The 18,156-nt window shown below is 70.0% G+C and carries 18 protein-coding genes; 8 read left to right on the forward strand and 10 right to left on the reverse strand.

Annotated elements, in window-relative coordinates; all coding sequences use genetic code 11:
- Position 1: 1 nt before the first annotated feature.
- Positions 2-1,372, reverse strand: a complete 1,371-nt coding sequence (locus AC07DC_RS21525; RefSeq protein WP_478916023.1) for an RNA polymerase subunit sigma-70 — start codon at positions 1,370-1,372, stop codon at positions 2-4.
- 107 nt (positions 1,373-1,479) lie between these two features.
- Here AC07DC_RS21525 and AC07DC_RS21530 point away from each other — a divergent pair, with 107 nt between their 5' ends.
- A complete protein-coding gene (locus AC07DC_RS21530) occupies positions 1,480-2,259 on the forward strand; it encodes an SDR family NAD(P)-dependent oxidoreductase (protein ID WP_478916024.1) in 780 nt (259 codons plus the stop codon).
- Between the two features lie 99 nt (positions 2,260-2,358).
- Here the strand turns inward: AC07DC_RS21530 and AC07DC_RS21535 are convergent, their stop codons facing one another.
- Positions 2,359-3,054, reverse strand: coding sequence for an alpha/beta fold hydrolase (locus tag AC07DC_RS21535; protein WP_478916025.1), 696 nt, complete (start codon positions 3,052-3,054; stop codon positions 2,359-2,361).
- Between the two features lie 171 nt (positions 3,055-3,225).
- Here AC07DC_RS21535 and AC07DC_RS21540 point away from each other — a divergent pair, with 171 nt between their 5' ends.
- The 3 genes from AC07DC_RS21540 to AC07DC_RS21550 are packed head-to-tail and all read left to right on the forward strand — an operon-like array spanning position 3,226 to position 5,533.
- Positions 3,226-3,630 (forward strand): GntR family transcriptional regulator, encoded by a 405-nt coding sequence (locus AC07DC_RS21540; RefSeq protein ID WP_478916026.1) that lies wholly within the window; start codon positions 3,226-3,228, stop codon positions 3,628-3,630.
- Between the two features lie 17 nt (positions 3,631-3,647).
- Positions 3,648-4,541, forward strand: a complete 894-nt coding sequence (locus AC07DC_RS21545) for an ABC transporter ATP-binding protein (RefSeq protein ID WP_478916027.1) — start codon at positions 3,648-3,650, stop codon at positions 4,539-4,541.
- The gene (locus AC07DC_RS21550) at positions 4,538-5,533 is read left to right on the forward strand and encodes an ABC transporter permease (protein WP_478916028.1); all 996 of its coding nucleotides are present in this window, start codon (positions 4,538-4,540) and stop codon (positions 5,531-5,533) included. Before AC07DC_RS21545 ends, AC07DC_RS21550 begins: the two co-directional genes overlap by 4 nt.
- Positions 5,534-5,670: 137 nt before the next feature.
- Here the strand turns inward: AC07DC_RS21550 and AC07DC_RS21555 are convergent, their stop codons facing one another.
- Entirely contained in the window at positions 5,671-5,826 is a 156-nt protein-coding gene (locus AC07DC_RS21555; protein WP_478916029.1) for a hypothetical protein, read from the reverse strand.
- Positions 5,827-6,312: 486 nt separating this feature from the next.
- On the opposite strand from AC07DC_RS21555, the gene AC07DC_RS21560 reads away from it, so the two are divergent.
- Complete coding sequence (locus tag AC07DC_RS21560) at positions 6,313-8,238, forward strand: FUSC family protein (RefSeq protein ID WP_478916030.1); 1,926 nt, start codon at positions 6,313-6,315, stop codon at positions 8,236-8,238.
- Between the two features lie 86 nt (positions 8,239-8,324).
- Here AC07DC_RS21560 and AC07DC_RS21565 read toward each other — a convergent pair whose 3' ends face one another.
- The 5 genes from AC07DC_RS21565 to AC07DC_RS21585 form a co-directional block, all read right to left on the reverse strand.
- Positions 8,325-9,869 (reverse strand): GMC family oxidoreductase, encoded by a 1,545-nt coding sequence (locus AC07DC_RS21565; RefSeq protein ID WP_478916031.1) that lies wholly within the window; start codon positions 9,867-9,869, stop codon positions 8,325-8,327.
- 94 nt (positions 9,870-9,963) lie between these two features.
- On the reverse strand, positions 9,964-11,529 hold the full coding sequence (locus tag AC07DC_RS21570) for an APC family permease (protein ID WP_478916032.1): 1,566 nt from the start codon (positions 11,527-11,529) through the stop codon (positions 9,964-9,966).
- A complete protein-coding gene (locus AC07DC_RS21575) occupies positions 11,526-12,995 on the reverse strand; it encodes an aldehyde dehydrogenase family protein (RefSeq protein WP_478916034.1) in 1,470 nt (489 codons plus the stop codon). The genes AC07DC_RS21570 and AC07DC_RS21575 overlap by 4 nt, the downstream gene beginning before the upstream one ends.
- 234 nt (positions 12,996-13,229) lie before the next feature.
- Positions 13,230-13,421, reverse strand: coding sequence for a DUF1059 domain-containing protein (locus AC07DC_RS21580; RefSeq protein WP_478916035.1), 192 nt, complete (start codon positions 13,419-13,421; stop codon positions 13,230-13,232).
- A 136-nt stretch (positions 13,422-13,557) separates the two neighbouring features.
- A complete protein-coding gene (locus AC07DC_RS21585; RefSeq protein WP_478916036.1) occupies positions 13,558-14,178 on the reverse strand; it encodes a TetR family transcriptional regulator in 621 nt (206 codons plus the stop codon).
- Between the two features lie 103 nt (positions 14,179-14,281).
- Here AC07DC_RS21585 and AC07DC_RS21590 point away from each other — a divergent pair, with 103 nt between their 5' ends.
- The 3 genes from AC07DC_RS21590 to AC07DC_RS21600 all read left to right on the forward strand — a co-directional run bounded on the left by AC07DC_RS21590 (position 14,282) and on the right by AC07DC_RS21600 (position 16,778).
- Complete coding sequence (locus tag AC07DC_RS21590) at positions 14,282-14,440, forward strand: hypothetical protein (protein WP_187144730.1); 159 nt, start codon at positions 14,282-14,284, stop codon at positions 14,438-14,440.
- Between the two features lie 47 nt (positions 14,441-14,487).
- Entirely contained in the window at positions 14,488-14,769 is a 282-nt protein-coding gene (locus AC07DC_RS21595; RefSeq protein ID WP_478916037.1) for a DUF4190 domain-containing protein, read from the forward strand.
- Between the two features lie 302 nt (positions 14,770-15,071).
- A complete protein-coding gene (locus tag AC07DC_RS21600; protein ID WP_478916038.1) occupies positions 15,072-16,778 on the forward strand; it encodes an MFS transporter in 1,707 nt (568 codons plus the stop codon).
- A 100-nt stretch (positions 16,779-16,878) separates the two neighbouring features.
- Here the strand turns inward: AC07DC_RS21600 and AC07DC_RS21605 are convergent, their stop codons facing one another.
- Both AC07DC_RS21605 and AC07DC_RS21610 read right to left on the reverse strand, forming a co-directional pair.
- Entirely contained in the window at positions 16,879-17,154 is a 276-nt protein-coding gene (locus AC07DC_RS21605; RefSeq protein ID WP_478916039.1) for a DUF2087 domain-containing protein, read from the reverse strand.
- Between the two features lie 103 nt (positions 17,155-17,257).
- The gene (locus AC07DC_RS21610; RefSeq protein ID WP_478916404.1) at positions 17,258-17,917 is read right to left on the reverse strand and encodes a glycoside hydrolase family 16 protein; all 660 of its coding nucleotides are present in this window, start codon (positions 17,915-17,917) and stop codon (positions 17,258-17,260) included.
- Between the last annotated feature and the right edge of the window lie 239 nt (positions 17,918-18,156).

Consider the following 18,156-nt stretch of genomic DNA (forward strand, 5'->3'; position numbering starts at 1 on the left):
GTCAGAGCGTCATCGGGAGCCCGAACGCGGCGAACAGGTGCGGCTCGAACGTGGTGATCTCGGCGATCCGCCCCTCCTCCACCCGCAGAACGTCGATCAGCTGGGCCCGGAAGACGCTGGTGCCGGGCCGCTGGAGGTAGCCGGCGACCGCGACCTGACCGTTGGCGTGCACGGGCAGATGCCTCCAGTACCCGGCGAACATCGGCGAGGCCGGTTCCAGGTTCGGCCGGACGAACGCGAAGAGCGCCTCGCGGGTGGTGAACCAGAAGGGGTTCGGGGGCATGGTGAGCACCGCGTCGGCGCGTACCAGCTCGGTCATGGCGTCGATGTCGCAGCGGGCGGCCGCGTCCATGTAGCGCTGCAGCAGTGCCATGTCCTCGGCGGTCGGCTCCGCCGCCGTCCAGTCCTCGCGCCGCCCCGGCAGCGCTTCGCGCAGCGTGGACCTGCCCCGCTGAACGGCACTGTTCGCCGAGGCCAGGCTGCCGCCGAGCAGGTCGGCGGTCTCCTGGGCGGACCATCCGGCGACGTCGCGCAGGATCACGGCGGCCCGCTGCCGGGGCGGGAGCTGCTGGATCGCGGTCAGAAAGACCAGCTCGAGGGTCTCGCTCGCCACCGCCTGCTCGTCCGGTTCGCGCTGGGGTGCGGGCGTCTCGGGCAGCTGGTCGTCGGGGAACGGCTGGAGCCACGGCAGTCGGGGCGGCGGTGGCCCGTCACCGGAGTCCATGCCCGGCACCGGCTCGTACGTCGTCGGGCGCCGGTTGTTCCTGCGGAGGAAGTCGAGGCAGACATTGGTGGCCGTCTTGTAGAGCCAGGCCCGTGGATTGTCGACCTCGCCGAGCGCCTCCCGTGCCCGCCAGGCGCGCAGGAACGCCTCCTGCGTGAGGTCCTCCGCCTCGTCGTACGAACCGAGCAGGCGGTAGCAGTGCACCCGCAGCTCGCGCCGGTGCTCTTCGGTGAGCGCGGCGAACGCCTCCTCGCTGGCCTCCTCGCCGCGAATCGTCACGCTGCCGGGTGTGACGCTTTCGGCGGCTCCGACTGTGGCTGTGGCCGGGGGCGCGGTCGCATCAGGAGTGGGCGCGGCGGGCGGTGGCGTCGCCGGCTCCTGGCGCGCCTGGCGGGCCAGCCGCCGGAGGAGTGAGAACCGCGTCGAGAGCGACTCGACGTCGGCATGGAACGCGAGTGCGGGAGCCAGCCGCAGGTGCCGCACGCGGTCCCCGATGTCCCTGACCAGCTCCTCGGCCGGGACTCCGGCCGGTTGGCGGCGCTCCCGGTAGGCCCGCTGCCGGCACGCCTGGGAGCAGTACACCGCGGCCCTCCCGGACCGCCCACCGGACTCGATCGGCTCTCCGCAGATCTGGCACTTCCCCGTCATGCCTCCCACCCTAGAGACCCCGCCCCGCCCCGCCACCGCACTTCCCCGCGACCGTTCGGATCCGCCCCGGACGCCGTCCGGGCGGGCGCGCCGTCTAGGGTGCGGAGATGATCTCGCAGGGATATCTCTCCGACTTGTTCTCGTTGGACGGCCGGGTCGCCGTGGTGACCGGCGGCAGTTCCGGCATCGGCCGGGCCATCACCGGCGCGCTGGCCCGCGCGGGGGCGAGTGTCGTGGTCGTGGCGCGCAGGGAAGCCGAGCTGGCCGCCACCGTCGGCGAGTTGACGGCCGAGGGCTGCCGAGCGGCCCGGGTGAGCGGCGACCTGAGTACCGGGGCCGGGGTCCGTGCGGCGGCCGAGGAGGCAGCCGCGGCGTTCGGGGAGCCCGACATCCTCGTCAACTGCGCCGGAATCAACCTGCGGCCGCCGATGAGCGAGCTGGACGAGGACGTGTGGGACACCACGATGTCCGTGAACCTGAAGGCTCCCTTCTTGCTGGGGCAGCGGTTCGGTCCCGGTATGGCCGAGCGGGGCTTCGGGCGGATCATCCACATCACCTCCCAGCAGGCCCACCGGGCGTTTGTCCAGAGCGGCGCCTACGGCGTCTCCAAGGGGGCGTTGGAGTCGCTGGCCCGGTCACAGGCCGAGGCATGGTCCCAGCACGGCGTCACCTGCAACACGCTCGTACCGGGATTCGTGATGACGCCGCTCAACAGGCGGCTGTCGTCGGACCCCGAGAAGGTCGCGGCGCTGGCCGCACGCACGATGGTGGGGCGCAACGGCCTGGCCGAGGACTTCGCGGGCGCCGCGGTGTTCCTGGCGAGCCGTGCCTCCGCCTACGTCACCGGGCAGGCGATCTTCGTCGACGGCGGCCTCTCCGTCCACTGAGCCCGGAACCGGGGCAGGACGTGATGGTGGACGGGCCGGGAACCGCCTCCCGACCCGTTCACCGCCGCACCCCCGCGCTGATCCGGTCGCCGATCGCGGTCAGATCCAACCGTCGAGCGAGGCCATGAAGCCCGCGAAGTCGTCGCGGTGCACGCAGTGCCCGGCGCCCTTGACCGTGCGGATCTCGAACCCGTTGTCCCGCAGCTCCACTGCGATCTCCAGGCTGATGCACAGGCTCGGATCGGCCAGCTGCACCAGCGACGGCACGACCGCGCTCGCCGGCAGATAACCGAGCGCGGTGCCCTTCTCGGTGAGCGTGAAGAACTCCCGGTCGAACAGGGCGAACCCCGCCAGCTCGGCCTCGATGTCGGCGTCCGACCAGCGCGGATTCATCGTTCGCACGCTCTGATCGGTCGCGTTCACGACCATCGCCAGCATGTACGTCGACGCGTTCGCCGGCATGTTCTCCAACCGGAACCCGGGGTCCGAATAGACCGCGCGGGCAGGCCGCAGCCGGTCGGCGGCGAGCGCGAGCGACAGGCCGCCGAGCGAGTGGCCGACGGCGAGGTCCGCACCGGTCGGCAGATTCTCCACCAGGTCGTCGGCCAGCAGCTCGGGCCGGTACTCGCCCCGCGGGCTGAGGCCGTGGCCGCGCAGGTCAGGGGCGATGACGCGGTAGCCACGCGCGATCAGGGCATCCTCCACGGCGTGCCAGGTGCGGTGGTCGGACATGCCGCCGTGGATGAGCAGCGCGACCTTGTCGCCGTCGCCGCGTTCGTGGACGTTGAGCCTCATGATTCTCCCGATCCGGGCCGGCCGGCGACCCTCTAGTTACACGTGTAAGCGCACGCTACACCCGAACCTTCCTCCCGCCTACAAGTGGCGCCACACCGGCCGTTGGGCCTTGACAGCCCGATTCGCCCTGAGGATCCTGTCTTACTGTCGTAGGACAATAGGAGAACACTGGTGATCGAGTTCGTGCTCGACGGCCGCTCGCGGGTGGCCACCTACATGCAGCTGGTTCTCCAGGTCAAGCAGTCGCTGCGGGTCGGCCTGCTGGAGCCGGGTGACCAGCTGCCCAAGGTGCGCGCGGTGGCTCAGTCGCTGGCGATCAACCCGAACACGGTCCTGAAGGCGTACCGGGAACTGGAGATCGAGGGTCTGGCGGAAGGCCGCCCGGGCGTGGGCACCTTCATCGTCCGCACGTTGGCGGGACCGTCACTGGGCAACCAGGCCGACCTGCGCGAGGACCTGGTGACCTGGCTTCGCAAGGCCCAGGCCGCCGGCCTGCCCCGCGAGGACATCGCAGCCCTGATCGACACCACCATGCGCGCCACCCTCGACGGCCCGGCACCCAAGAACATCTCGTGAGCGAAGTGGGAGCACACATGACGGACACGGCGTTGGAAACTGACGCGCTGGGCAAGCGCTACGGGCGCACCTGGGCGCTGCGTGACTGCTCACTGCATCTGCCGGCCGGCCGGATCGCCGCGCTGGTCGGACCGAACGGCGCGGGCAAGTCCACCCTGCTGCACCTGGCCGTCGGCCTGTTGCAGCCGGACTCGGGACAGGTGCGCGTCTTCGGCCGGGACCCACGCAACGACACCTCGGTACTGGCCGAGATCGGTTTCGTCGCCCAGGACACCCCGCTCTACGCGGACTTCACCACCACCGACCTGATCACCATGGGCGGCAAGCTCAACCGCCGCTGGGACGCCGCGCTCGCCCGCGACCGGCTCGCCCAGCTCGACCTCCCGGCCGACAAGCCGGTCGGCAAGCTGTCCGGCGGGCAGCGCGCCCAGGTCGCGCTGGCCATGGCGCTCGCCAAGCGCCCCCGCCTGCTGCTGCTCGACGAGCCGATCGCCAGTCTGGACCCGCTGGCACGTCATGAATTCATGCAGACGCTGATGGGGGCGGTCGGCGAGACCGAGACCACCGTCCTGCTCTCCTCGCACCTGCTGACCGACCTGGAGCGCACCTGCGACTACCTGATCGTGCTGCAGAAAGCGCAGGTCCAGCTGGCCGGCCCGGTCGACGATCTGCTCGCCGAGCACCGGACCTGGGTCGGTCCGCGCACCGCTGCCGACGCGACCCCCGGCCCCGCGAAGGTCGTCCGCGCCAGCCACACCGACCGGCAGTCCACCCTGCTCGTGCGCACGCAGGGCCGTCCCCTCGACGACCTTTCGTGGTCCGAGCACGAGGTGACCCTCGAAGACCTCGTCCTGGCCTACCTCACCGCCGCCGCCCGCCCGGCCCGCACCTCCATGGATGTGACCGCATGATCTGGCTCACCTGGCGCCAGCACCGCAAGCAGGCCCTGTTCACCGCCATCGCACTCGTCCTGCTCGCCGCCCTGATGGTGCCGACCGGCCTGCGGATGCATCACGCCATCAACAGCTCCGGCCTGGCCGACTGCCTTGCCAAGCTGGGCAAGGCCGAACTCATATCGGGCAACGACTGCCATCCGCTGAGCACCCAGTTCTCCAACCAGTTCAGCGGCATGCCCTTCGTCAGCGTGCTGTTCGTGGCTCTGCCGCTCCTGGTCGGGCTGTTCTTCGGCGCCCCGCTGGTCGCCCGCGAGGTCGAACACGGCACCCATCGGCTGGTGTGGACCCAGGGGATCAGCCGCCGGCAGTGGGCAGTGGCCAAGTTCGGTCTGATCGGCGCCGCCACGACGCTCCTCGCCGTCGTGTACGCGCTGGGGGTCGCCTGGTGGGCGGAGCCGCTGGCCACCGTCGGCAACGGACGGTTCACGTACATCCTCTTCGACGTGCAGGGCATCGCGCCCATCGGCTACACCCTGTTCGCGGTGGCGCTGGGCATCTTCGCCGGCACGGTCTGGCGCAAGGTGATGCCCGCCATGGCGGTCACCCTCGGCGGGTTCCTGGTGGTCCGGGCCGCTGTCGAACTCCTGGCCAGAGTCCACTACATGAGCCCACGCACCCTCACCTATGCGGTCAGCGGCAATCTGCAGGTGAACCCGGCCCTGAGCAACTGGGTCTCCTCCATGGGCGTGCGTGACGCCGCCGGAAATCTCGTCCTGAGCAACAGCCAGGCGGGCTGTCAGCCGGTGGGGTCCAAGACGGCCCCGGGACGCCCCGACCCCGATGCGTGCCTGAGCCAGATGGGCCTGGGGCGTGGCGCCTACAACTGGCAGCGCTACCAGCCCGGCGACCGCTTCTGGGCGTTCCAGGGCATCGAGACCGGCATCTTCGTCGCGCTGGCCGCGCTGCTGCTCTACCTCGCCGTCCGCCGCATCAGCCGCATCGTCTGACCGAGCGCAATGCGCCGAGCGCGCCGGCCACCGGGCACCGGGCACCGGGCACCGGGCACCATGCGCTCACGCACTGGGACCGCCGGGTCGTTGCGACCGGCGGTCCCAGTGCGTGAGCGAACACCCGACGTGCCTCGTCAGGCTCGCTCGAAGCGCAGGAGGACGACGCCGTTGCCGAAGGCCCGGGTCTCGGTGAGGCGAAGGCTCCTTCGGGTGTCCGACACCGGCAACAGGGACTTGCCCTTCCCGATGACCACCGAACGGCGCCCGATCCGGCCGGATATCGCGCGCACGTGCGAAGGGCGTGCCGTTGCGTCATACCGACGGCGCCTTGTGCACTCGGTGGGGTGAAGGGCGACCGGCGGGGATTGCCTCTCCGGGAACAGGTCGTTGGGCGGGGGGTGACAGCGATCCAGGAGGCCGGGGTTCCGACCGGCCGGCGGCGCAGGACAGGTGACGGCCAGGTCGAAGAATCGGTTCTTCTTGTGGACGGGCCTCCGATCTTCGCCGCGCTCGCCATGCAGTGGCACCAGGCCGGGCGCATGGTGCCCGGTCAGGACGACCGTGAGTGGTCCGCAGTGGTGGCCGCCGCACGGGGCGCCGTTGGTCACTGACCCGAGCGGGATGCCGGCCTTCCCCCCGGCATCCCGCAGACGGTCCGCGCCGCACGATCCGGGCAGCCGCGTCGAGCGGACCCTGCTTCGCACCGACGGACCGTCTTGCCGTACCGACGGCACCCGCCGAGCCGGCCGGCCGGACGGGACACCGATAATGGCTCCATGCAAAGCCGCCTCGCCCCACCCGCCTGGCTGGTCAGTTCGCTCACCCCGCAGACTGCTCCCATCCCCTGGCCCGCCGTCTGCCGCGCCGGCATCGCCATGGCGGCCCCGCTCGCCGTGGGCCTGGCCGCCGGACAACCGACGTACGGGGCGCTGGTGTCCATGGGAGCCCTGTCCGGTGTCATCGGCGACACCGCCGACGCCTACCGCATGCGGGTCTTCAACATCGCCGTCCCACAGCTCTTCGGCGCCCTCGGCGTCATGCTCGGCACCATCGTCTTCGGTCACGGCTGGCTGGCGGTCGGCGCGCTGACGCTGATCGCGCTCGTCTCCGGGATGATGTCGACGATCGGCGCGGTGGCGTCCGTCTCCGGGCTCCTACTGCTGCTGAACTCGGTGATCGGGGCCGGGCTGCCCCTGCCGGGTCCGTGGTGGAAAGCCCCGCTGCTGCTGGCCTGCGGCGGCCTCTTCGTCCTGTTCCTCGCCCTGCTCGCCTGGCCGTTCCGCAGGCAGGAGCCGGAGCGTGCGGCCGTCGCCGCCGCCTACCGCGCGGTCGCGGATCTTCTCGAAGCGGCGGGCAAGGACACCTACGACGCCAAGCGGCAGGCGGTCACCCAGGCCCTCAACACCTCCTACGACCTCGTCCTCGCCCGGCGCGCCCGCGAACACGGCCGCAGCGCCCCGTTCGTACGGCTCCTGTCCGCGCTCAACGTGCTGATCCCGCTGGTCGAGGCGGCGCCCGCCGCCCATCTGCGCGGCTTCCCGCTGCCCGCCGGGATTCCCTCGGCCGTGCGGGAGCTGGCCGGCGCCGTCGAGACGGGCCGCACCGGGAAGCCGGACGCCGATCTGCCCGACGCGGACGACCCCGCGTCCCGCGCCCTGGACGTCGCACTCCGCCACGCGGCCACCGTCGTCCACGAAGCGGACCCCGATCCGTACAACGTCGACGACCGCCTCGGGCGCCCGTCGGCGCTGCGCATCCGGGCCCGCCGCGCCGCGCGCAACGTGCTGCTCTCCGAGGGGTCCTGGCGGTACGGTCTGCGGCTGGCGCTCTGCATCGGCATCGCCCAGGGCCTGGTCTCGCTGATCGCCGTTCCCCGCTCGTACTGGGTCGCGCTCACCGTCACCTTCGTCCTCAAGCCCGACTTCGGCTCGGTCTTCTCCCGCGCCGTGCTGCGCGCGCTCGGTACGGCGGTGGGCCTCGTCGTCGCGGCGGCCGTGCTGAGCCAGGTGCCGCGCGGCTGGTGGGACGTGCCGGTGACCGTGCTGCTCGCGGCGCTGATCCCGGCCGCGTCGGCCAAGGGGTACGCCTACCAGACGGCCGCCATCACCCCGGTGATCCTTCTGCTCTCCGACGTCCTCAACCACCAGGGGTTCGCGCTGGTCGTGCCGCGCCTGGTCGACAGTCTCATCGGCTGCGGCATCGCGCTGATCGCCGGCTATCTGCTGTGGCCGGAGAGCTGGCAGACCCGTATCGGGGACCGCCTCGCGAGCGCCGTCGACGACACCGCGCGCTACGTGGAGACGGCCTTCGGAGCCGCCACCGACCATTCCTCGCGCATCCGGCTGCGGCGCCGCCTCTACCGTGATCTGTCCACGGTGCGTACGGAGTTCCAGCGCGCGCTGACCGAGCCGCCGCCCACCGGAACCCGGGCCGCCGCCTGGTGGCCGCTGGTCGTCGCCGTCGAGCGCATCGTCGACGCGACGACCGCCGCCCGGGTCCGCGTCAACCACGGGGCGCCCCATCCCGCCGCGTCCGAGGTCGAGGCGGTCGCGTCGCAGCTACGGGAACTGGCGGTCGGTGTGCGGGCGTCGGACCGGCTGATCGAGGTCCGTGCCGAGCTGTCGGGGGACGAGGACAGCGTCCTCGCCCCGCTCCGCCAGGAGGTGAGCGCCGCGCGGGCGATCACCTCCCCCGACGCCTGACAGCGCGGTCACGCGGCTGCCGCAACGGGCATCGGGGGCCCGGCGAGCGCCACAACGGGCGTCGGGGACCTGGCGAGTGCCGGGAATCAGGCCGACTTGATCATGTCGGCGCACTTCTCGCCGATCATCATCGTGGTGATGCACGGGTTGACCGCCGGCAGGAACGGCATCACCGAGGCGTCCGCCACCCGCAACCCGGTGACGCCCTTGACCCGCAGCTGCGGGTCGAGAGGCGAGTCCGGGTCGTCGGCCGCGCCCATCCGTACGGTGCCCGCCGGGTGGTAGACGGTGTTGTGGGTCTTGCGGATGTAGTCGAGCAGCTCCTCGTCGGACCGGGCCGCAGGACCGGGGGCCAGTTCCGTGCCGGCCCAGTCGGCCATCGGGGACTGGGAGACGATCTCCCGCGCGAGGCGCAGCCCGTGAGTCATCACCCGCACATCGTGCTCGTCGGTGAAGTACCGCGGGTCGACCCGAGGCTTGTCACGGAAGTCGCGGGTCCGCAGCCGGACGGTGCCCATCGAGCGGGCCCGGGTGACGTTCGGGGTGAGGCAGAAGGCGTTCTCGGATGTCGGGTAGCCGTGGCGGTAGGTGTTCATGTCGAACGGCACCTGGCCGTAGTGGAACATCAGGTCCGGCCGGTCCAGGCCCGCCTGGGTGTCGGTGAAGATGCCGATCTCCCACCACTGGGTGGAGGTGGCGACCATGGGCTGCTTGGCCTCCCACATGACCAGGCCCTCGGGGTGGTCCTGGAGGTGGGAGCCCACTCCCGGGGAGTCGGCGAGGACGTCCACGCCGGAGTCCTTCAGGTGACCCGCCGGACCGATGCCCGACAGCATCAGCAGCTTGGGCGAGTCGATGGCACCGCAGGCGACGATCACTTCGCGCCGCGCCCCGACCGCCATGGTGTGGATGGTGTCGGGTGCCAGGTACTCCACACCCGTACAGCGCTTGCCGGCGTCGAACACCAGCCGCTTGGCCTGCAGTCCGGTGCGGACCTCCAGGTTGGGCCGCTTGCCGAGGACGGGGTGCAGATAGGACACCGACGCGGAGGACCGGGTGCCGTCCTCACGGGCGTTGATCTGGAACCAGTGCGCCCCGCGTACCACGGTGGTGCCGGCGTTGAACGGTGTGGTGGGGATGCCGGCCGCCGCGCAGGCCTCCAGCAGGGCGGTGCCACAGGGGTCGTTCGGCGGCACGCTGCGGATGGTGACCGGGCCCGAGCGGCCGTGGTGGTCGCCGGGCGCGTCGTTGGTCTCCAACCGCCGGTAGAGCGGGAAGCAGTCCGCGGCGCTCCAGCCGGTGCAACCCAGCGCGCCCCATTCGTCGAGGTCCTCCGCGGGTGCCCAGAAGGCGATGCAGGAGTTGTGCGAGGAGCAGCCGCCGAGGACCTTGGCGCGGGCGTGGCGCATGAAGCTGTTGCCGTTCTCCTGCGGCTCCACCGGGTAGTCCCAGTCGTAGCCGGATTCCAGCAGCCCCATCCACTTGTCGAGTCGCAGGATGTTGTCGTCGCCGACGTCCGAGGGGCCGGCCTCCAGCACGCAGACGCTGACGCTCGGATCCTCGGTCAGCCGCGCGGCGACCACCGCGCCGGCCGTTCCGCCGCCGACCACAACATAGTCGAACTCGTCCATGTCAGTACTTCCTCGTTTCGCAGTGCGTGCTCACCGGTCGGTCCCACGGAGCGAGCTCGGGATCCGGGCTCGCGGTCCGGTCGTGCGCACGGCCCTAGGGGCCACCGTGGACCGGTGCGGGCTCCGGCGGTTCCCCGATCGCGTGTTCGGCGAGGACACCGGTCATCTTGCGCTGGACGAACCAGTAGTAGGCGAAGCCACCGACCGCGACGACGCTGACGAACAGGACGCCGCCCCAGCGCAGGTACCAGTGCTGGGGACCGGTGGCGTTGTAGACCTCGGCGCGCGGCCACAGCAGGTTGATGGTCATCGCGGTGCCCCAGAGCACGGCCAGGATGTTGACCGGCAGGCCCCACCGACCGAGCGAGAAGTGATCGGTCGACGGTGTCCAGGCACCACGCAGCCGCTGCACCAGCATGGGCGTCGTGACCAGCAGATACGCGACGTAGATCATGATGATGGCGATACTGGTGACCACCGAGAAGATCTGCGGCTGGTTGATGTTGACGACCAGGATGGCGATCGCCACGATCCCGATCAGGCAGGTGGCCAGCACCGGCGTCTGGAACCGGTGATGGAGCTTGGCCAGCTTCGAGCCGGCCGGCAGGTTGTTGTCCCGGGCCATCGCGAAGGCCAGCCGCAGACCCGCCGTCTGTACGGACAGCGCGCACACGGTGATGGCGATGACCACGCACCAGAGCACGGCCTGGCCGATCGTCTCGCCGAGCGTGGCCTTCACCACGTACTGGAGCCCGTCCACGGACAGCTCCTTGGCGTGCAGGTCAGGGGTGGCCAGCAGCGCGAAGAGCAGGATGAGCCCGCCGAGGATGAAGGAGGCGATGAGCGCCCGCAGGATGGCCCGCGGAGCGTTGCTGGCCGGGTCGATCGACTCCTCACCGAGCGAGGAGGCGGTGTCGAAGCCGTACATCACGTACGCCGAGGCGAGCGAGGCGGTCAGGAACGCGCCGAAGTAGCCGAGCGTCTGCCCCTGGCCGAGGCCCTCGGTCGTCATGATGGCGCTCGGACCGCGGGTGATGTGCGCGGCCAGCAGCACGACCAGGACGACCGCGGCGATCAGCTCGATGAAGACGCCGGTGGAGTTGATGGTGGCCATCAGCTTCACGCCGAAGGCGTTCACCACGGTGGTGAAGACGATCAGGATCGTGCCGAGCAGTACGGCGTTGGCGGCCGCGTCGTACTTGCCGGTGCCGTCACCGATGACCTGGAAGATGCTGGAGATCTGCGGAAGCGTCAGCTGGTAGGCGAGGGCCACGGCGGCCAGCGACACCATGGTCGCGACCGTCATCATCCAACCCGCCAGCCAGCCGATGTGCGGGCCGCCGGTGTGCTTGGCCCAGTTGTAGACCGATCCCGCCACCGGGAAGCGCGCGGCGAGTTCGCAGAAGCACAGGGCCACCATCAGCTGGCCGACGAAGACCATCGGCCAGGACCACCAGTAGGCGGGCCCGCCGATGCTGACACCGAAGTAGAAGAGCTGGAAGGTGCCGGTCAGGATCGAGATGTAGCTGATGCCTGCGGCGAAGGTGTGGAAGTTGCCGAGCGTGCGCTTGAGACCGGGCTTGTAGCCCAGCTCGGTGAGCGCCGCGTCGCTGTCGATCTCGCCGTTCGCGGGCCCGGGCTCCGGGGTGGGGGTGCTCATTCGAACCACCGCTGCGGGCGGGGGGCGGTGTTGCGCCAGATGTGTTTGGCCTCCTGGTACTCGGCCAGCCCGGCCGGGCCCAGTTCACGGCCCACGCCGGACTGCTTCATACCGCCCCATTCGGCCTGTGGCACGTAGGGGTGGAAGTCGTTGATCCATACGGTTCCGGCGCGCAGCCGGGCGGCCACCCGGTGGGCACGCTCGCTGTCCTGGGTCCAGACCGCTCCGGCCAGGCCGTAGACGGTGTCGTTGGCGAGCGCGATCGCTTCGGCCTCGTCACGGAACCGCTCGACGGTCAGCACCGGTCCGAACGATTCGTCGCGGACCACGGACATGCCCGGGGTGCACTCGTCCAGCACCGTCGGCGGGTAGTAGAAGCCGTCGGCCAGCTCCGGGTCGTCGGGCCGTGCTCCACCGCAGCGCAGCACCGCCCCCTCCTTCAGACCGGCCGCGACGTAGGCCTCGACCTTGTCGCGGTGCGCGGCGGAGATCAGCGGGCCGGTGCGGGCATCCTTGTCGAACGGGCCGCCGAGCCGGATCTCCTTGGCCCGTCGCACCACCTCGTCCACGAACGCGTCGTGCAGCTCGTCCTGGACCAGCAGCCGGGCGCCGGCCGAGCAGACCTGCCCGGAGTGCAGGAACACCGCCATCAGGGCGTAGTCCACGGCGGTGTCGAACTCGGCGTCGGCGAAGACGATGTTGGGGTTCTTGCCGCCGAGTTCCAGGGCGATCTTCTTCACGGTGGGCGCGGCGGCGGCCATGATGCGCCGTCCGGTGAGCAGCCCTCCGGTGAAGGAGACCAGGTCGACGCGCTCGTCGGTACTGAGCGGTGCTCCCGCCACGGCCCCGGCGCCGAGGATCAGGTTGGCGACGCCGTCGGGCAGCCCGGCCTCCTTCAGCGTCTTCATCAGGAGGATGGCGGTGTGCGGGGTCAGCTCGCTGGGCTTGAGCACGAAGGTGTTGCCCGCGGCGAGCGCGGGCGCCACCTTCCAGGCGGTCTGCAGCAGCGGGTAGTTCCACGGGGTGATCAGGGAGCAGACGCCGACCGGCTCGTGCACCACCCTGCTGTCCGTTTCCGGGGTACCGGTGTCGATGATGCGGTCGGTGCCGCCCGAGGCGGCCAGGTTGCCGAAGTACCGGAAGCAGTTGGCGATGTCGTCCATGTCGTATTCGCTCTCGACCAGCCGTTTCCCGGTGTCCAGGGATTCGGCGCGGGCGAAGGCGGCCTTGTCGCGCTCCAGCAGATCGGCGACGCGCAGCAGCAGCCGTCCGCGCTGGGCGGCCGGTGTGCCGGGCCACGGCCCGCTGTCGAACGCCTCGCGTGCGGCGGCCACCGCGGCAGCGGCGTCCTCGGGACCCGCCTCGTCAACGGTCGCGACCAGCGTGCCGTTCGCTGGACAACGGATCTCGCGCACCTGTCCGTCGGAGGCGGCGGTCCACTGGCCGCCGATGAACAGCTCCGGCATGAAGGCTCCTGCGGTTCGAAATGGGCGGTGCGGTCTTGTGACGGTCTGTTACCCGACACTAGGACGACCGTCCGGACTCCGCAGCACACGAGCGGCCAACCGGACGGCATCCCTCCGCGCATCTGTCCGCAAATCCGGAAACCATGCGCAACCCGTGCGGCCTAATCCTCCGTCACCACGAAGCACACATACGGAGGCTCCACCGCAGGTCTGTGCGGTGGAGCCGGCGTTGGTTCACACGTGTTGCGGGGCTTCGTCCTTGAGCATCGCGCGGATCTGCTCGCGCATCTCGCTGCTGTCCGTGTGTTCGTGAACCGACACGGCGTGCTCGGCTGCCGCGCGGACCACTTCTTCCTCTTCGCCACTGATAGTCAGTGTGCAACCGGAGACGCTGGGAGCGTCCCGACAGTCCATGACCTTGCGCATGACAAACCTCCAGTCCGCCCGCGCCGTCGTACCGCCGGTCTTCGGACACCGGAGCCAAAGGCCATGGGGCTGGCGCTGGGGCTATATACCACAAATATAGGTATTCGCTACGAAGAACACCAGTTAGTGGCTGTCCTCAGGCGTCGAGCCAGTGCCGGCGGCCGAGGCTGATGACCCGCAGCTGGCGGCGGGCGGTCGAGGTGATGCGCTCCTCGTCCTCCGGCGTGGCTTCCAGGAACTGGGACGCGGTCGTGACCATGTGGTCCACGTAGAGCTCGGCGAGCATCCGCAGGTCGTCCGACGTCCAGCCGTCGGAGACGGGCTGAAGGGCCAGGCCGGCGGCGACCTCGTCGACGAAGTGCCTCAGCTGCGTGGCGATCGCCTCGCGGACCGGACGTACGCCGCCGTGCCGTTCGCGGGCGATGAAGCGGATGTGCGGCCGGTGGTCGAGGACATGGCCGGCGATGATCTCCACCGTGCGGTCTATCAGCCGGTCCGGGTCCCGCTGCTCGGCCATCGCCGCCTGGATCGCCGAATGCAGGCTGCCGAGCGACTCCTCGACCAGGGCGACCCCGAGGTCCGACAGATCTTGGAAGTGCCGGTAGAACGCGGTCGGCGAGATGCCGACCGCGCGGGTGACCTCGCGCAGGCCGAGACTGCTCAGATTCTGGTGCTCCAGCAGGCCCAGCGAGGCGTCCAGGAGGGCCTGGCGGGTCTGCTGCTTGCGTGCCTGTCGGACACCGAGGGTGTGACTCATGTCATTCAGTAAACATCTGTTCTCCGAAAATCGCCAGGGTAGACTCATCAGTCAGTGAACAGTTGTTACCCGAACTTCCCAACTCCCCACGGAGGGACCGCAAATGAGCCTCGTCGTACTCCTCATGGCCATGGGCATCCTGATGGGCGCGGCCGCCCACACCTCGCTCTCGGTCTTCACCATCGCCTCGGCCCTGATCGTCGCCTGGCTGCTGGCCTTCGGTGTCCGCGAGGGCATCGCCCGCGTCCGCAACCACCGCTGACCAGCAGAACCATCCGGTTCCACACCATCCAGCAAGGGGGAAACACCATGAACACCCAGCTCACCCCGTCCGTCGCCCACCCGACCCGGGAGCGCAAGGACGCCGACGGCATGGCCGTCGCCTCGTTCCTGCTCGGCCTGCCCGGCCTGCTCGTCCTCAACCTCGTGCTCGGCCCGTGCGCCATCGCGCTGGCCTCCACCGCGCTCGCCAAGGGAACCCAGCGCCGCGGCCGCGCACTGCTCGGCCTGGCCCTCGGCATCGCCGACCTCGCCATCCTGCTGATCATGACGATCACCAACGACGGCGTGCTCTGGCAGTTCGGCGGCTGACCACTCGCCGTCGGACGAACAGCAACTCCAGGACTCCCTGGCCCCGTTCCGAACGTTGCGAATATTGCGAACGTTGCGAACGGGCCAGGTCGACAGTCCGGAGAGCCTGACCCCGTACCAATCGGGCGGACCACCCGTGCCACTCCCCGCCGCGCACGTCGCCAGGGTGAGCCGGGCCGCCTCGAACAGGCTTCGAATCCTTCGTGCACGCATCTAGGCCGTACCGACTGGTCGGTACTACCCTCTGGCCACGCCCCTCTAAGGCGCATCCGCTCCCGCACATCCGCATCAGGAGGAGCCGCATGGCCACGCCCCCGTCGCTGCACGACGACACCAACGCCGTCCCCGATCCACCCGTCAGACCCCGGCCCGGCATAGCCGGTCGCCTGTGGCACCGCGACCTGGCGCACTATCCCGCCACCGGCCGGCGCATGGCGTACCTGGCGATCGTTGTCGTGACCACCGTCGTCCTGTACTACATGCTGTACATCCAGTACGCGGTCGCCACTTCGATCATCGCCCACTTCCACATGACCTACAGCTACTTCATCTGGGTCTCGGTCATCGGCAACGCGGTGGGAGCCTTCGCATCACTGGCCGCCGGCCTCGCGGACCGCTGGGGGCGGGCCAACATGGTCGTCTACGGGCTGCTGATCGCCGCGCTGCTCGTACTGTTCGGCCTGCCCAATGCCTCCTCCAAGGGCATGTACCTGGTGCTCTTCACCTGTGTGAGCTTCATCGAGGGTGTCGTCCTGGTCGCCACCCCCGCGCTCATCCGCGACTTCTCCCCGCAGCTCGGGCGGGCCACCGCCATGGGGTACTGGACGATGGGCCCGGTGATCGGCAGCCTCGTCGTCACCACGGTCACCAGCAACACCCTCGACTCGGCCGGCTGGCAGGACGAACTGCGGTACTCCGGCGCGTCCGGACTCGTCGTCTTCGTCATCGCGCTGTTCGCACTGCGTGAGCTCTCGCCCGCGCTCCGCGACCAGATCATGGTCAGCCTGCGTGACCGGGCGCTGGTCGAGGTCCGTGCCAAGGGCATGGACCCGAAGACCGTCCAGCAGGGCCACTGGCGCCAGATGCTCCGGCTGGACGTGGTCGGCTCCGCGTTCGCCATCAGCGTCTACCTGCTGCTGTACTTCGCCGCGGTCGGAAACTTCGTCGTCTTCTTCGCGACCGTCTTCGGCTACACCGAGCAGCGCGCCAACGCGGTCGCCAACTGGTACTGGGCCGCCAACGCCGTCGCCCTGGTGGCCGCCGGCCTGCTGTCGGACCGGCTCCGGGTGCGCAAGCCCTTCATGGTCGTGGGAGGGCTGGGCTCGATCGTGGTCACCGCCGCGTTCGCGATGCGCGCCACCCACTCGGGCACCGACTACTACACGTTCGCCTGGCTGTTCGTCGGCATCGGCGCCTTCGCCGGATTCGCCTACGCGCCGTGGATGGCGAGCTTCACCGAGACGGTGGAGAAGCACAACCCGGCCGCCACGGCCACCGGCCTGGCCATCTGGGGCTGGATCATCCGGATCGTCGTCGCCGTCTCCGCGGCCTTCATCCCCGTCCTTGTCACCGCCGTCACCCCGCTGGTCGACCACGGTGCCGAGGTGCAGGCCGCTCAGGTCCAGGCGGGTCCCGCACTCGCTGTGGTCGGCGCCCACCAGGAGCTCTTCGCCGAACTCGGCAAGTTCCCGCCGACCGCCATCCCGCCGGCCCTCGCCGCCCGTGCGATGCAGGAGGTCGGGCCGGCCGACCTCGCGGTGGTCCAGAAGGCACAGCCCCAGCTGCAGTTGTTGCAGGAGTACGGGCCCAAGGTGCAGAAGGCCGCCAAGGACGGCCCCGGTCAGTGGCGCACCTGGTGGTGGGTGTGTGTGGGCGGCCAGGTGCTCTTCCTTCCCTTCATCTTCGTGATGTCCGGACGATGGAGCCCGAAGAAGGCCAGGGAGGACGCCGAGGAGCACCAGCTCGCGGTCGACCGTGAAATGGCGGCACTCGCCACGGAACGCGCCTGACAGCAGGGGTTTTCGCCCGCGTCACCGGGAGTCCGGCGGCGCGGGCGATGGCCGTTCCGGTGGCGGGCCAGAGGTGGCATCGCGCGGTCGCGCGGTCCGGTCAGTGGATCCGGCGGTAGCTGGCGCCGTTCCTCGTCCGGGACAGCAGGCCCGCCTCCACCAGATAGCGTCGCAGCGCCGAGCAGTCCTCGTGCACCGTCAGGAGCGCGTCGTTGATCTCGCGCTCGTTGTACTCCCGGTCCCGCTCGAACAGGGTTTCCGTCAGGTGGACGAGCAACTGCTCGCGGCGGGCGGTCTTGCGCGGGACGGCCACCAGTCGCCCGTGGGAGAACAGGGAGGCCACGGCCTGCGAACGGCTCGGATCGTTGTCGGACATGACGGGAGCCTCCCCCACCGGCCGAGCGACCGGCAACGGATTTTCGCGGGCGGCGCGGGAAAGGAGCTGGTCACCGGGGGGCAGGCTGCGCTCTGCAGGAGGGTCAACGGCCCGACGCGTAGACGCGCAGGTGGTCGACCTCGTACGACATGGTGGTCACATCGGCTTCCGGGGCGGGGTGGTACCTGCCGGCGCACACCGAGAGGTTCACGATCAGGTAGGCGTGCCAGTTGCGACCCACCCCCTTGCCGTCGGCGAAGACACGGGTGCCGTTGACCCACCAGATGACGGATCTCGCACGGAATTCGACCTTCAGATCCACCCAGGCACCGGGACGGATCGACGGGTCGGCGTAGGAGCTGTGAGCGCCCCTGACATGGTTCGACAATTCCAGCAGATCGGGATTGTCGGGGTGGTATTCGAATACGTCGATCTCGTTCCCGCCGTCCCGCCACGTCCAGATCGCGGGCCACGCACCGACCGCTTCCGGCAGCCTGACGCGGGTCTCGAGAATGTCGCCGGTACGGACGGTGAATTCCTCCGCACTGCCTTCGGTGGTCAGCAGGCCGGTGTTCCAGGTGCCGTCGGGACGGCGGGACGCCCGGAAGGTGCCGGTGCGGCAGTACTCGGCGTCGGACACGAGATGATCCAGCTTGTCGTCCCCCGGATTGACCGGGCCACCGTCCGGATACGCCCATGAATGCCCCGCGACCCACTGGTCCTGGGAGGAGAAGTCGGCCGTGAATCGAGGGGTCCCCTCCATCAGCGGCGAACCGCCGGGCGCGGGAACGGAATGCGTGGGAGCGAGTTTGCGGGTGAGCCATTCCAGGAGCACCGATCCGCGCGGGTTCACGGTGTCCCTCCTATCGAAACGGAGGCCGTCGTCCGGCCCCGGTCGGTTCATGCGGTGACGGAAGAGGACGGAAAGGGACGGACGCCGAAGAGGGATCGGGCTTTCAACTGGGTTTCATGCTAGGGGAATCATTCCCCGGTATCCCCATG

The organism is Streptomyces sp. NPDC045021, assembly GCF_056432645.1.